Genomic DNA, 13,766 nt, shown 5'->3' on the forward strand with positions numbered 1-13,766 from the left:
GTCAGAGGCCGGAGGTGCGCTCCATCAGCGCCGTGAACTCCTCCAGCGAGATCTTGCCGTCGCCGTTGGCGTCGGCGGCCACGACCACCTCCACCGCGCGCGTGCCGGTGATGTCCTGCCCGAGCTTGCTCATGAGGTTCTTCAGCTCGGCGGTCGAGATGTACCCGTCGCCGTCGACGTCCACGAGCTCGAACGTCGCCCGGTAGTCGTTCACGTCCGCCATCGGCCTGCTCCCTCGGTGATCGGTTGCCGCCGCCGACCGTAGCATCGGCCGCGACCCGCCCGGCGCCTTTACGCAGTAAGGTCAAGGGTGCCGGGCGGGTCGGCCATAATCGGACGGGTGCGCCGCTCGTACGAGTTCCTCGACCACCCCGGCCCGATCCCCTTCGCCCACCGCGGCGGCGCCGGCGGACGGCCGGAGAACTCCATGGCCGCCTTCCAGCGCGCCGTCGACCTCGGCTACCGCTACCTGGAGACCGACGCGCACGCCACCGCCGACGGCGTCGTCGTCGCCTTCCACGACCGCACCCTCGACCGCGTCACCGACCGCAAGGGCACCATCGCCCGGCTCCCCTACGCCGAGGTCGCCAAGGCCCGCATCGGCGGCGCCGAGCCCATCCCCCGCCTGGAGGAGCTGCTCGGCTCGTTCCCCGACGCGCGCGTCAACATCGACCTCAAGGACGCCCCGGTCATCGGCCCCCTCGCCGCGGCGCTGCACCGCACGAACGCCTGGCACCGGGTGTGCATCACGTCCTTCTCCACCCGCCGGCTGGCGCAGATGCGCGCCCGGCTGCCCCTGTTCACCGACCGCGACGTCTGCACGGCGCTGGGCCCCCGCGGCGTGATGGCGCTGCGCGCCAAGTCCTACGGCGGCCCGGCCGGCAAACTCATCCGCCTGGCCGCCACCGGCGTGGCCTGCGCCCAGGTCCCCTACGGCCTGGGCCGGCTCCCCTTCGTCACCGAGTCGTTCATCGCCCGCGCCCACGAGCTGGGCCTGCAGGTCCACGCCTGGACGGTCAACGACCGCGCCGCCATGGAACGCCTCCTGGACCTCGGCGTCGACGGCATCATGACCGACGAGCTCATCACCCTCCGCGACGTCATGACCGCCCGCGACCAATGGCCCGGCCCCGCCACCCCCTGACGGCGAGATCGCAACGCATGTGCCCCTCCCGAGGGAGAGGCGATTCTCAGCGGCTGAAACCGGGAGGACGGTGCTCGGCCGCGATGCGGAGCGGTGAGGGCGGGGGCTGTGAACGGTCGGCGGGCTGGGCCGCGGCCTGCGCCGCGGCCTGGGTCAGGTCGAGGCGCCGCGACCTGATCATCTCCAGAAGCTCCAGATCTTCCGGGGAGACCAGCGCGGCCATCACCCGTCCCCGCCGCGTCAGCTTGACGGGCTCGCCGGTGTAGGCGACCCGGTTCACCAGGTCCGCGAACTCGGCACGTGCTTCGGTCACCGGAACATCCACGTTTTTCATCGTATAGCGAAACGCCGCGTTCACCCCTGGTCACCTCGTTCCGTCCAAGCTAGCGTTCACACGTACGTAGCGTACGTTCTGTACAGATTCGAGGAGGACGCGTGAACGGGGAACCGGGACGCTGGGACGTGGAGCGGCGGGCGGAGACGTTCGTGGGCAGGACGTACGCCAAGGTGGCCGAGGCGCCGATCCTGGCGGACGCGCAGCTGTTCGAGCGGCTGCTCGCGCAGCGGATCGTGTTCATCGGGACCGAGATCGACGACGGGCTGGCCAACCGCGTCAACGGGCAGCTGCTGCTCCTCGCGGCGCAGGACGCGCGGCGCGACATCACGATCTACATCAACTCCCCCGGCGGGGTCGTCGACGCCGGGATGGCGATCTACGACATGATGCAGTTCGTCCCGAACGACATATCCACCGTCGCGATGGGCATGGCCGCGTCCATGGGACAGACGCTGCTGTGCGCCGGGACGCCGGGCAAGCGGTACGCGCTGCGGCACGCGCGCGTGATGATGCACCAGCCGCACGGCGGGATCGGCGGCACCGCGTCCGACATCAAGATCCAGGCCGAGCAGTCGCTGTACCTCAAGCGGACCCTGGCGGAGCGGACGGCGTTCCACACCGGGCAGCCGCTGGAGCGGATCCAGGCCGACGGCGACCGCGACGCGTGGTTCACCGCCGAGCAGGCGCGCGACTACGGTTTCGTCGACCACGTCATCGACAGCACCGACCGGGTGGGCACATGACACGGGCGGAACGGCGCTACCTCGTCCCCGAGTTCGAGGAGCAGACCACCTACGGGCGCAAGAACACCGACCCCTACAACAAGCTCTTCGAGGACCGGATCGTGTTCCTCGGCGCGCCGATCGACGACATCAGCGCCAACGACGTCACCGCGCAGCTGCTGGCGCTGGAGGGCATGGACCCCGACCGGCCCATCGCCCTCTACATCAACTCGCCGGGCGGGTCGCTGACCTCGATGCTGGCGATCTGCGACACGATGCGCCACGTCCGGCCGCCGATCGAGACCACGTGCGTCGGGCAGGCCGGGTCGGCGGCGGCGGTCCTGCTCGCGGCCGGGTCGCCGGGCCGGCGGGCGGCGCTGACCGGCGCGCGGATCCTGCTGCACGAGCCGGCGATCGAGGTCGCCCGCGGCCACACCACCGACCTGGACATCCAGGCGCGGGAGGTGCTGCGGCTGCGGGCGCAGACCGAGGCGATCCTGGCGGAAGCGACCGGGAGGGACCCCGAGACCGTCCGCCGGGACCTGGACCGCGAGCGGTACTTCACCGCCGCCGAGGCCAAGGACTACGGGCTGATCGACGAGGTCCTCACGTCGCGCCGCTGAAGCCCGCGCAGGGGCCTGACAGGGGGCGGAGCAGGGTCGTCATAGGGCCGGCACAGGGGCGCGGCCCGGTGCGGACGCAATCGGCAGGGTTGGATCATCGTGGCCCGGGGAATCTTGTCGTGGGATTCAGCGTTGGTCAGGGCAAGACCGCAAGCCGTCTGGGAGGCACGTGACGATGGCCGAGCGCGCACTTCGCGGCACCCGACTCGGAGCGACGAGCTACGAGAACGATCGCAACACCGATCTGGCCCCTCGACAAGAGGTGGACTACACCTGCACGAAGGGCCACCGGTTCACCGTGACGCTCGCCGCCGAGGCCGAGGTGCCGATGACCTGGGAATGCCGCAACTGCGGCGCCACGGCCCTGCGGGTCGACGGGGAACTGCCGCAAGCGAAGAAAGGCAAGCCGCCGCGCACGCACTGGGACATGCTCATGGAGCGCAGAACGCTCGAAGATCTTGAGGAGGTCCTGGCGGAGCGACTGGAGATCCTGCGCGCCGGGCGCAGGAAGTCCGCGTGAGCGGCTGACGATCACCGGCACGGGCCCGACCCATGTCCGGGCGACGTCAGGCGGCGGGCTCGCCGAACCAGCGGGTGAGGTGGGCGTCCAGGTCCTGCTGATCGTCGCCGGCCCACGCGACGTGTCCGTCGGGGCGCAGCAGGACGCACGGGGCGTCCAGCGCCGCGGCGGGGTCGGCCAGGTGGTCGACCCGGTCGGACCAGGCCCCCGGGGTCAGGCGTCCGGTGCGGTCCAGTACGAGGCCGCGGCCGTGGTGGAGCCGGTCGTAGAGGCGGCCCTGTGCCAGGTCGACGTCGCGCAGGCGGCGGCCGAGCAGGTCGGGGCCCTCGCCCAGGTCGTAGCGGACGCCGATCGCGGTGATCTTCTCCATCAGATGGCGGTTCACCTCCTCGAAGTCCATCAGTTCGGTGAGCAGCCTGCGCACGGCCCGCGGGCCCGGTTCGGGGGCCAGCAGTTCCATCTGGGCGCGGGTGTTGTCGAGGACGTCGGCGGCGACCGGGCGGCGTTCGGCCTGGTAGGTGTCCAGGAGGGCGTCCGGCGCCCAGCCGCGGATCTGGGCGGCCAGCTTCCAGCCGAGGTTGAACGCGTCCTGGACGCCCAGATTGAGGCCCTGGCCGCCGATGGGCGGGTGGATGTGCGCCGCGTCGCCGGCCAGCAGCACCCGCCCGTCCCGGTAGCGTCCGGCGAGCCGGGTGGCGTCGCCGAAGCGCGACAGCCAGCGCGGGGAGTGAACACCGAAATCCGTTCCGGCGATGGCGCGCAGCCGGTGCTTGAAGTCCTCGAGGGTGGGCGGTCCGGCGCGGCCGGCGACTCCGGCGGCGGGGACGACCACGCTGTAGATCCCCGCGCCGAAGGGCCGGAGCCAGAACCGCTTGTGGGTCTGGCTGATTTCGGCCACCTTGGCGGCGACCTCCTCCGGTGGGGCGCCCACTTCCATCTCGCCCATCAGCGTCTCGGTGCGCGAGGGTTCGCCGGGGAAGCCGACGCCGAGCAGTTTGCGGACCGTGCTGCGGGCGCCGTCACAGCCGACGAGGTAGCGCGCGCGCAGCCGCTCGCCGCCGGCCAGGTCGACGGTCACGCCGCCGGCGTCCTGCTCGAAACCGGTCACCGTGCGGCCGTGGCGGATCTGCGCGCCCAGGCCGGCGGCGTGCTCTTCGAGCAGGCCGACGATGACCGGCTGCGGGATGCCCAGCAGATAGGCGTGCGCGGAGTCCAGGTTCCTGGGCGCGGGTTTGGCGATGGCGGCGAAGAATCCGGCGGCCGGACGGCGCCTTCCGTGTTCGGCGATGCGGTCCAGCAGGCCGCGCATGGCCATCAGTTCGAGGCTGCGGATGTGCAGGCCGACGATGCGGACGAACGACGCGGGCTCGGTCTCCTTTTCCAGGACGAGGACGCGCACATCGTGCAGGCGCAGTTCGGCGGCCAGCGTCGCGCCGGCCGGCCCGCAGCCGGCGATGATCACGTCGAACGTGTCGCGCCCGCCGGGGGCATGCGGAGAGTGCATTGGTGTCTGCCTTTCGGGAGTGCCTTGGTGGTGCGGCGCTCCCGGCGGACACCTAAGTCGATCGCCCGGCCGTGACGGGAAGGGGGAGCACCCACGTCGATGCAGCGTTCATGGGTCTCACCTCCTCGGGCGGTGTCACGGTGAACCGCAGGCTACCGGCCCCGGCATTGGCCGTCCAACCCTTTCCGCTGCTCCCGGCGGGGCGGTCAGCGGCCCGATCGGGGGCGGACGAGGCCGCTCTCGTAGGCGGCCACGACGGCCTGGACGCGGTCGCGCAGCCCCAGCTTGCGCAGGATGCGGCTGACGTGGGTCTTGACCGTCTCCTCCCCCACCACGAGCCGCGCCGCGATCTCGGCGTTGGCGAGGCCCTCGGCGACCAGGCGGAGCACGTCGGTCTCGCGGGGCGTCAGCACCTCCAGGCCGCTGCCCGGGCCGCCGGCGGGAGGTGCCGGCGGGCGCGGCCGGAGCCGGGCGAACTCCCCGATCAGGCGGCGGGTGACGGCCGGTGCGAGCAGCGCCTCCCCCGCCGCGACGATCCGCACGGCGTCGAACAGCCGCTCGGCGGTGACGTCCTTGAGCAGGAACCCGCTGGCCCCGGCGACGAGCGCGTCGTAGACGTGCTCGTCCAGGTCGAAGGTGGTGAGCATCAGGATCCGCGGGGCGTCCGGGGCGGCGGCGATGCGGCGGGTGGCCTCGATGCCGTCCATGACGGGCATCCGCACGTCCATCAGCACGACGTCGGGCCGGTGCGCGGCGCAGGCGCGGACCGCGGCGGCGCCGTCGGCGGCGGTGCCGACGACGGCCAGGTCGGGCTGGGTGCCGAGCAGCGCCCCGAACCCGGCGCGGACCACCTCCTGATCGTCGGCGACGACCACGCGCACCGTCATGCTTGCACCGCCGTCGGCAGCGTCGCCTCGACCAGGAACCCACCGACCGGGCCGGGGCCGGTGCGCAGGTCGCCGCCGACGGCCGCGGCGCGTTCGCGCATGCCGAGCAGGCCGTGCCCCGCCGGGCCCGCGCCGCGCGCCGCCGGTCCCGGGCCGTTGTCGCGGACGCTGACGCGCAGCACCCCGGGCGCGTAGTCGACGTCCACGTCCACGGCGGCGCCGGGCGCGTGCCGGCGGGCGTTGGTGAGGGCCTCCTGGACGATCCGGTAGGCGGCCAGCTCCACCCCCGGGTCCAGGACGGCGACGCCGCCGCGGACGATCAGCCGGACGCCGGCGGCGCCGGCGGCGCGGGTCTCGTCGATCAGGTCCAGGAGCTGCTGCAGGCCGGGCTGGGGGCGGCGGGTGGGCTCGGTGCCGGCGTCCTCGCGCAGCACGCCGAGCAGCCGCCGCATCTCGGTGAGGGCGGTCCGGGCGGTGTCGCCGATGGCCAGCAGCCGCGCGGCGCCCTCGTCCGGCATGCCGGGCACGGCCAGCCGCGCCGTCTCGGCCTGGACGGAGATCATCGAGATGTGGTGGGCGACGACGTCGTGCAGCTCGCGGGCGATGCGGGCGCGCTCGCCCCGCGCGGTGTGCTCCAGCAGCGTGGACTCGAACGCGCGGCGGGAGGCGTCCAGCGCGGCGGCGTCGGCGCGGCGGCGCAGCACCCGGCGGCGGATCAGCACGGACCAGACCGTCACGAGCGCGACGAGGGCCGCGACCCCCGCCCCGCGGTGCAGGACGCACGCGGCCGGCGCCGCGACGGTGATCGCGACGGCGGCGGCGGTGCCGCGGTCGCGGGCCAGGACGAGCGGGAGCGTCGCGCACACGTCCACCACGATGGCCAGCGGCAGCAGCGCCCCCGGCCGCCCGCCGGTGCGCAGCACCGCCTCGGCCGTCCCCGCCAGCGCCAGCAGGCCCCCGGCGACCGGCCACACGCGCGCAGGTGACAGGCCCGGCCACCACGTCCCGTGCCCGCCGCCCCGCCCCGTGCCGCTGCGCCCCACGCAGGCCATTGTGGCGTGGACGGCGGCGCGGCGGCGTCCCTCCCCAGAGGGACGCGCCTCCCCCGCGTCCCGCCGCCGGAAACGGCTCCCCGGCGGGACGCCACGCCGCCGCGCGGGTCCGTAACCTCCCGGAACATGGACGCAACCATCGAAGTGCGAGGCCTGCGCAAGCGGTTCGGGCCGACCCTCGCCGTGGACGACCTGTCGTTCACCGCCGCCCCCGGGCAGGTCACCGGGTTCGTCGGCCCCAACGGCGCCGGCAAGTCCACCACCATGCGGATGATCATGGGCCTGGACCGGCCCGACGCGGGCACCGCGCTGATCGGCGGGAAGCCCTACCGGTCGCTGCGGACGCCGCTGTGCCGCCTCGGCACGATGCTGGACGCCTCCGCCGTGCACCCGGCGCGCCGGGCCCGCGACCATCTGCGGTGGCTCGCGCACGCCAACGGGCTACCGGCCCGGCGGGTGGACGAGGTGATCGAGCTGGCGGGGCTGGGAAGCGCGGCGCGGCGGCGCGCCGGCGGGTTCTCGCTCGGCATGCGGCAGCGGCTCGGGATCGCGGCGGCGCTGCTCGGCGACCCGCCCGCGCTGATGTTCGACGAGCCGATCAACGGCCTGGACCCCGAGGGCATCGCGTGGATGCGGCGGCTGCTGCGGTCGCTGGCCGCCGAGGGCCGGGCGGTGCTGGTCTCCAGCCACCTGATGAGCGAGCTGGAAGGCGGCGCCGACCATCTGGTGGTGATCGGCCGGGGCCGGCTGATCGCCGACACCGGCGTCCAGGACCTGCTGGACGCCGCGTCCGCCGGGCGGGTCGAGCTGCGCACCGACCGGCGGCAGGAGGCGATGACCGTGCTCGCGCGCGCGGGCGCCACCGTCACCGCGACCGGGCGGGACGCGGTGACCGTCACGGGCCTGCCCGCGAAGGGGATCATCGCGCTGCTCACCGAGGCCGGAGTGGCGTTCACCGGCATCGCCGAGCACCGGGCGACATTGGAGGAGGCGTACATGGAGCTGACCAAGGACGCGGTGGAGTTCCAGGCCGCGGCCGGGCGGGAGGCCTCATGACCTCCACCGGACCCGCCACCACGGAGCCGTACCGCAGCACCGTCCAGGCGGAGGCGCGCGACGGGTTCGGGCGGCTGCTGATCGCCGAGTGGATCAAACTGCGGACCGTCCCGCGCTGGATGCTGACCCTGCTCGCGGCGGTCGTGGTGACGGTCCTGGTGGCGCTGCTGACGGCCACGGGCAGCCAGTCCAGCGGCGCGGGCGGCGGCGAGCCGGCCGACCCCGCCCGGCGGCAGATCATCGACCTCGGGCACTACACCTACCTGCCGCTCGCCGGGGACGGGTCGATCATCGCGCGCGTCACCGCCCAGCAGGGCGGCGACGACTGGGCGAAGGCCGGCCTCATGATCAGGGGGAACGCGGAGCGCGCCACCCCGTACGCGGCGCTGATGGTGACGCCGGGGCACGGCGTCCGGCTGCAGACCGGCTACAAGGGCGACGGCGCGGGCGGCGGCACAGCGACGGCGCCGCGCTGGCTGAAGCTGACCCGGGCGGGCACGACCGTGACCGGGTACGCGTCGGCGGACGGCCGCGGCTGGGACCGCGTCGGGTCGGTGCGGCTGGACGGGCTGCCGCCGTCCGCGCTGGCCGGGATGTTCGTCGCCGTCCCCGACGAGGTCAAGGTGCGGCGGGCGTTCGGCGGGGAGAGCGTCGACGGGCAGCCGCGCGACACCCGCGCCACATTCGACCACGTGTCGGTGTCGCCCGCGCCGCCGGGCGCGCAGTGGCGGGACCGCGGAGCGCCGGGCGGGCCCGCCCGCGACCCCGGCACCGACGGCCGCACCCACTCCGGCGGGACGTTCACGCTGAGCGGCTCGGGCGACATCGGCCCGAACGCGTTCGCCGACGACGACACCCGGACCACCCTCACCGGCGTGCTGATCGGGCAGGCGGCGATCGTCGCGCTCGCGGTGCTGTTCGTCACCTCCGAGTACCGGCACGGGATGCTGCGGACGACGTTCGCCGCGACGCCGCGCCGCGGCCGGGTACTGGCCGCCAAGGCGGTCGTCGCCGGGCTGGCCTCGCTCGCGGCGGGGCTGGCCGCGGCGTTCGGCGCGGTGCTGCTGGCCGCGCCGCTGCAACGCTCGAACGGGCTCTCGCCGCCGCCGCTCTCGGACGGCGCCGTGCTGCGCGCGGTGCTCGGCACGGCGGCGCTGCTGGCCGTCGTCGCGGTGTTCGCGCTGGCCGTCGCGGTGCTCGTGCGGCGCAGCGCGCCCGCGATCACGATCGTGCTGATGATCCTGCTGCTGCCGCAGATCGTGGCGACCGGGCTGCCGCTGTCGGCGGCGCGGTGGCTGGAGCGGCTCACCCCGGCGGCCGGGTTCGCGATCCAGCAGACCGTCGAGCGGTTCGACCGCGCGATCGGCCCCTGGGCCGGGTTCGGGGTGCTGTGCGCGTACGCGGCGGCGGCGATGGCCGCCGCGGTGTGGCAGGTCAGGAGGCGCGACGCATGAGCGTGGCGAACCGGGGCGCGCTGGGGGTCGTCCCCCCGCGGGCAGGACGCATGATCGAGGCGGCACGCGCGGTGCGGGCGGAGTGGACGAAGCTGCGGACGGTGCCCTCCACCGGATGGCTGCTGCTGGCGCTGGCCGGGCTGACCGTCGCGGTCGGCGCGGCGGTGACCGGGGCCGTGGACACCTCGCACTGCACGAGCCCCGCCGGCTGCCGGGAGGACACGCCGAAGCTGGCGCTGTCGGGCGTCCAGCTGGGGCAGGTCGCGGCGGTCGTCCTCGGGGTCCTGGCGGTCGGGAGCGAGTACGCGGCGGGGACGATCGGCGCGACGCTGGCGGCGGTGCCGCGGCGCGGGACGGTGCTGGCCGCGAAGGCCGCCGTGGTCGCGGGCGCCGTCGCCGCCGCCGGGACGGCGGGGGTGCTGGCCTCGCTGGCGGCCGGGCGGGGCCTGCTGGCCGGCAACGGGTTCACCGCCGCGAACGGGTACCCGCCGCTGTCACCGCTGGACGGCGCCACGGCGCGGGCCGCGTTCGGGACCGTCCTGTACCTGGTGCTGGTGGCGCTGCTGGCGCTCGGGGTGGGGACGGCGGTCCGGGAGCAGGCGACGGCGATCACGGCGGTGCTGGCGCTGCTGTGGATCGTCCCGATCGTGGTCCGGTTCGTCGGCGACGAGACGTGGCGGGACCGGCTGGAGAAGTACGCGCCGATGCCGGCGGGGCTGGCCGTCCAGGCGACGCGGGGCCTGGAGCGCCTGCCGATCGGGCCGTGGCCGGGCCTCGCCGTGATGGCCGGGTACGCGGCGGCGGCGATGCTGGCCGGCGCGGTCCTGTTCACCGCCCGCGACGCCTGACGCCCGGCCGGGCGCGTCAGGTGCGGGACGGGTGGTCGTCCTCGTCGATGACCTCGCCGCGGACGACCGGTCCCGGCGGGGTCTCGACGCGGCCGGGGCCGGGCCCGCGCCCCCCGAACGGGTCGAACCCGGCGGCGAAGCCGGGCGGGAACGCCGCCCGGGCCCTCGCCCGGTCTTCGGCGGCGCGCATCCGCCGCGACGCGTACCGCGACAGGACGCGCCGCACCAGCGGCCGGGTGAACGGCAGGACGAACGCGAACCCGAACACGTCGGTGACGAACCCGGGTGTCAGCAGCAGCACTCCCCCGGCCATGACCAGCGCGGCGTCGGCGAGTTCCCGGTCGGGCATGACGCCGCGCCGCAGCGCCTCCTCCAGGGCCCGCCAGGCGCGGCGGCCCTCGCGGCGCACGATCCAGCCGCCGAGCAGGCTCTCGGCGACCAGCAGCCCGACCGTGGGCCAGGCGCCGATCACCCCGCCCACCTGGATGATCACGTAGATCTCCAGGACGGGCATCACCAGGAACGCCAGGACCAGTAGCAGCGGCAGCATGGCTCCATCTTCGGGTCGCGGGGAAATCCCTCTCCCCCGTACAACGCCGCGACACCCCCGAACGTTTCCCCGGCGCGCGGGCGGCGGAGGGGCCGGCAAAGGTCAGCGGGGCGGGCGGCGCTTGCGGGTGCGGTCGGACACGCCCCACTGGGTGATCCGCAGCGCCGCCTCGGCCATGACGTCGCGGCTCATCTTGCTGGTGCCGTGGACGCGCTCCACGAACGTGATCGGGACCTCCACGACGCGCAGGCCCTTGCGGACGGCCCGCAGCGCCAGGTCGATCTGGAAGCAGTAGCCGCGCGAATCGACGTCGTCCAGGCCGATCTTGTCGAGCGTCGCGGCGCGGAAGGCGCGGTAGCCGCCGGTGGCGTCGTGCAGGTGGAAACCGAGCATGACCCGCGCGTAGGTGTTCGCGCCGCGCGAGAGCGCCTCGCGGCGCTTGGGCCAGTTGCGGACCTTGCCGCCGGGCACCCAGCGGGCGCCGATGACCAGGTCGGCGTCCTCCAGCGCGGTGAGCAGCCGCGGCAGTTCCTCGGGCTGGTGGGAGCCGTCGGCGTCCATCTCGACCATGACGTCGTAGCCGTGCTCGGCCGCCCACCGGAACCCGGCGATGTAGGCGGGGCCGAGGCCGTCCTTCCCGGCGCGGTGCAGGACCTTGATCTGCCCGTCGGCGGCCGCCAGGGCGTCGGCGGCCTCGCCGGTGCCGTCGGGGCTGGCGTCGTCGACCACCAGGACGTCCACCGACGGGACGGCCTCGCGGACCCGGCCGGTGATGCGCTCGATGTTGTCCCGCTCGTTGTAGGTCGGGATGATCACGAGCACCCTGCCGAGGCCGGCTGGGATCTCCATCGGTGTCAGTTCCCCTCGTTCGTGCCGTCCGCCGCCCGTGCGCGCCGCGCCGCCCATGCCGCCGCGCAGGCGGCGCCGAGCCCGAGCGCCGCGAGCGCCCATTCGGGTGCGGCGCCGACCCGGTCCGAGAGCGTCCGCGACGTCCGCGCCTGGACGGTCGCGACCTGCAGGTCCGGGACGAACTCCCGGGACTTGTCGATCATCCGGCCGTCCGGGGCGACGATCGCGCTGATGCCGCTCGTCGCGGCAACCAAGATCGTACGGCCATGCTCGACCGCGCGCAGCCGGGACATCGCGATCTGCTGGGGCGGGAGGCTGGTGCGGCCGTAGGTGGCGTTGTTGGTCTGCACGACCAGCAGGTCGCCGCGCGCGACGTCGCGGACCTCCTTGTCGTAGGCGACCTCGAAGCAGATCACGTCACCGACCGTGACGGGCCCCAGCTGCATGACGCCGGAGCGGGTGCCTTTGGCGAAGTCGCGGGGGATGCGCTCGAACCGCGTGATCAGCTTGGTGAGGACGTCGCGGAAGGGCAGGTACTCCCCGAACGGGACGGGGTGCCGCTTGACGTAGTAGTCGCCGGGCCCGGTCCGCGGGTCCCAGACGATGCCGCGGTTCTCGACCTTCTCGCCGTCGGCGCTGTCGGTGAGCGCGCCGACCAGGACGGGGACGCCGACGGCCTTCACCGCGCCGTCGATGGCGCTGTAGGCCTCGGGTTCGGCGTAGGGGTCCAGGTCGCTGGCGTTCTCGGGCCACACGACCAGCTCGGGCCGGGCGACCTCGCCGGCGCGGACCCGCCGGGCGAGCTCGTGGGTGGCCTGGACGTGGTTGTTCAGGACGGCCTTGCGCTGGCCGAGGTAGTCCAGGCCGAGGCGCGGCACGTTGCCCTGGACGACGGCGACGGTGACGGGCCGCCCGGAGGTGGGGGTGGGGATCAGCGCGCCGCCCCCGGCGAGCGCCGCGACCACCGCCAGCGCCGCCACGGCGGGCGCCAGCGCCCGCCGCATCCCGGCGGTCTCCTCCCGCTTGTCGCGGGCGCGGTGGGCGACGACGGCGGCGTAGGCGAGCAGGCCGCCGATCAGCGCGGTCAGGAAGGTGAGCAGGGGCGCGCCGCCGACGGAGGCGTAGGGCGTCAGGGGGGTGGCGGTCTGGCTGAACGCGAGCCGCGCCCACGGGAACCCGCCGAACGGGACGTGCCCGCGTACCAGCTCCTCGCCGACCCACAGCGCGGCGGTCCAGACGGGCCAGCCCCGCAGCCGGGCGGCCAGGGAGATCGCGGCGCCGAGCGGCAGGAAGTACAGGGCCTGGACGAGGCTGAGCACGATCCACCCGTCCGGGCCGATGGCGGAGATCCCCTCCAGGACGGGCAGGAAGAACGCGGCGCCGGCGACGAAGCCGAGCCAGGCGCCGGTGCGGGGCGCCTGGCCGCGCAGGGCGAGGGTCAGCAGCGCCACGCCGACCGGCGCGAGGGGGGTGAGGTCGAAGGGCGGGAACGCCAGCCACATGACCGGCCCGGACGCGACGGCCAGGAGGGTGCGGGGCCATCCGGCGCGGCCGCCGGCGCGGACCCGGGCGGGAAGGCCGCTCAGCCGCCGCTGCCGTGCCGTGCCGCCGGATTCGCCACCGGATACGGCGCCGGGGCCTTTGGCCGGCGACCGTTCCGGCAGGGTCTCCTGGGCCACGTCCCACCTCGTTCCCTCGTCCTTGGTGGGAACGCTACCGGGCTCCGGCGGCCGCGGCGACCACACGGCCGCGGGCAAGATCGCGTGAAGCCGCAGCGTATGCGGAGGGTGGCCCCGCGGACACGGAGCAGCGACGGCGGCGGGGCCCCTGGACACGGAAGAGGGCCCGCGACATCCATCGGGCCGGAGTCGTCCCACAGGCGGTGAGAGCGAGGCTCCGTTTTCTACTGGATGTCCGGGCCCTTCCCGGGTCCAACCCCCCGCGCGATCGGGCGGCTCCGTCCGGGCACGACCCCCGGATCACCGCGCTGGCTCGGGCGGGTACGTGTCGATCACTCGCGTGATCCCCGTCCCGTCGTGCGCGGCGCCCGGCGGCGCCCCGGGCGGCCGATCGGTGAGTCCCGTGCTGGACTGCTGCAAAACTACCGGCTTCCGCCACCTTGTCAACCGCCGCATGTTCTGCGGCGACTCAGTGTTTTCCCAGCTCAACCCCATGATCGTCACGCTGTGCGAATTGGCCGGACCGAATTTCGATCTTCGC

15 protein-coding genes are annotated in these 13,766 nt (G+C 74.5%); 7 read left to right on the top strand and 8 right to left on the bottom strand.

Annotated elements, in window-relative coordinates:
• Position 1: 1 nt before the first annotated feature.
• Positions 2 to 223, bottom strand: coding sequence for an EF-hand domain-containing protein (locus tag ACH34S_RS24010; RefSeq protein WP_395955012.1), 222 nt, complete (start codon positions 221 to 223; stop codon positions 2 to 4).
• Between the two features lie 117 nt (positions 224 to 340).
• Here ACH34S_RS24010 and ACH34S_RS24015 point away from each other — a divergent pair, with 117 nt between their 5' ends.
• On the top strand, positions 341 to 1,144 hold the full coding sequence (locus tag ACH34S_RS24015) for a glycerophosphodiester phosphodiesterase (protein WP_395955013.1): 804 nt from the start codon (positions 341 to 343) through the stop codon (positions 1,142 to 1,144).
• A gap of 46 nt (positions 1,145 to 1,190) precedes the next feature.
• Here the strand turns inward: ACH34S_RS24015 and ACH34S_RS24020 are convergent, their stop codons facing one another.
• Positions 1,191 to 1,457: a type II toxin-antitoxin system Phd/YefM family antitoxin gene (locus tag ACH34S_RS24020; RefSeq protein ID WP_395955014.1), complete on the bottom strand. Its 267-nt coding sequence runs from the start codon at positions 1,455 to 1,457 to the stop codon at positions 1,191 to 1,193.
• A gap of 173 nt (positions 1,458 to 1,630) precedes the next feature.
• Between ACH34S_RS24020 and ACH34S_RS24025 the strand changes: the two genes are divergently transcribed.
• The 3 genes from ACH34S_RS24025 to ACH34S_RS24035 all read left to right on the top strand — a co-directional run bounded on the left by ACH34S_RS24025 (position 1,631) and on the right by ACH34S_RS24035 (position 3,346).
• Positions 1,631 to 2,224 carry a ClpP family protease gene (locus tag ACH34S_RS24025; protein WP_395955090.1) on the top strand — a complete coding sequence of 198 codons (594 nt, stop codon included), beginning with the start codon at positions 1,631 to 1,633 and terminating at the stop codon, positions 2,222 to 2,224.
• Positions 2,221 to 2,826, top strand: a complete 606-nt coding sequence (locus ACH34S_RS24030) for an ATP-dependent Clp protease proteolytic subunit (protein ID WP_395955015.1) — start codon at positions 2,221 to 2,223, stop codon at positions 2,824 to 2,826. Before ACH34S_RS24025 ends, ACH34S_RS24030 begins: the two co-directional genes overlap by 4 nt.
• Before the next feature lie 175 nt (positions 2,827 to 3,001).
• On the top strand, positions 3,002 to 3,346 hold the full coding sequence (locus tag ACH34S_RS24035; protein ID WP_024936496.1) for an RNA polymerase-binding protein RbpA: 345 nt from the start codon (positions 3,002 to 3,004) through the stop codon (positions 3,344 to 3,346).
• 46 nt (positions 3,347 to 3,392) lie between these two features.
• Here the strand turns inward: ACH34S_RS24035 and rox are convergent, their stop codons facing one another.
• From rox to ACH34S_RS24050, 3 genes are all read right to left on the bottom strand, one after another.
• A complete protein-coding gene (gene rox / locus ACH34S_RS24040) occupies positions 3,393 to 4,850 on the bottom strand; it encodes a rifampin monooxygenase (protein ID WP_395955016.1) in 1,458 nt (485 codons plus the stop codon).
• A 206-nt stretch (positions 4,851 to 5,056) separates the two neighbouring features.
• Complete coding sequence (locus tag ACH34S_RS24045) at positions 5,057 to 5,737, bottom strand: response regulator (protein WP_395955017.1); 681 nt, start codon at positions 5,735 to 5,737, stop codon at positions 5,057 to 5,059.
• Positions 5,734 to 6,780 carry a sensor histidine kinase gene (locus ACH34S_RS24050; protein WP_395955018.1) on the bottom strand — a complete coding sequence of 349 codons (1,047 nt, stop codon included), beginning with the start codon at positions 6,778 to 6,780 and terminating at the stop codon, positions 5,734 to 5,736. The genes ACH34S_RS24045 and ACH34S_RS24050 overlap by 4 nt, the downstream gene beginning before the upstream one ends.
• Before the next feature lie 135 nt (positions 6,781 to 6,915).
• Here ACH34S_RS24050 and ACH34S_RS24055 point away from each other — a divergent pair, with 135 nt between their 5' ends.
• Genes ACH34S_RS24055 through ACH34S_RS24065 form a run of 3 tightly spaced genes read left to right on the top strand, consistent with a single transcriptional unit; the run spans position 6,916 to position 10,147 of the window.
• The gene (locus ACH34S_RS24055; RefSeq protein WP_395955020.1) at positions 6,916 to 7,845 is read left to right on the top strand and encodes an ATP-binding cassette domain-containing protein; all 930 of its coding nucleotides are present in this window, start codon (positions 6,916 to 6,918) and stop codon (positions 7,843 to 7,845) included.
• Positions 7,842 to 9,299, top strand: a complete 1,458-nt coding sequence (locus tag ACH34S_RS24060; RefSeq protein ID WP_395955022.1) for a hypothetical protein — start codon at positions 7,842 to 7,844, stop codon at positions 9,297 to 9,299. Before ACH34S_RS24055 ends, ACH34S_RS24060 begins: the two co-directional genes overlap by 4 nt.
• The gene (locus ACH34S_RS24065) at positions 9,296 to 10,147 is read left to right on the top strand and encodes an ABC transporter permease (RefSeq protein ID WP_395955023.1); all 852 of its coding nucleotides are present in this window, start codon (positions 9,296 to 9,298) and stop codon (positions 10,145 to 10,147) included. The genes ACH34S_RS24060 and ACH34S_RS24065 overlap by 4 nt, the downstream gene beginning before the upstream one ends.
• 16 nt (positions 10,148 to 10,163) lie before the next feature.
• Here ACH34S_RS24065 and ACH34S_RS24070 read toward each other — a convergent pair whose 3' ends face one another.
• The 3 genes from ACH34S_RS24070 to lnt all read right to left on the bottom strand — a co-directional run bounded on the left by ACH34S_RS24070 (position 10,164) and on the right by lnt (position 13,225).
• Positions 10,164 to 10,697 carry an FxsA family protein gene (locus tag ACH34S_RS24070; protein WP_395955024.1) on the bottom strand — a complete coding sequence of 178 codons (534 nt, stop codon included), beginning with the start codon at positions 10,695 to 10,697 and terminating at the stop codon, positions 10,164 to 10,166.
• Positions 10,698 to 10,799: 102 nt separating this feature from the next.
• Positions 10,800 to 11,546 carry a polyprenol monophosphomannose synthase gene (locus ACH34S_RS24075; RefSeq protein WP_395955025.1) on the bottom strand — a complete coding sequence of 249 codons (747 nt, stop codon included), beginning with the start codon at positions 11,544 to 11,546 and terminating at the stop codon, positions 10,800 to 10,802.
• Positions 11,547 to 11,551: 5 nt separating this feature from the next.
• A complete protein-coding gene (gene lnt / locus ACH34S_RS24080; RefSeq protein WP_395955026.1) occupies positions 11,552 to 13,225 on the bottom strand; it encodes an apolipoprotein N-acyltransferase in 1,674 nt (557 codons plus the stop codon).
• Between the last annotated feature and the right edge of the window lie 541 nt (positions 13,226 to 13,766).

Origin of the sequence: Actinomadura sp. 3N508, assembly GCF_044326375.1 — a bacterium.
In the GTDB taxonomy this organism is placed as follows: domain Bacteria; phylum Actinomycetota; class Actinomycetes; order Streptosporangiales; family Streptosporangiaceae; genus Spirillospora.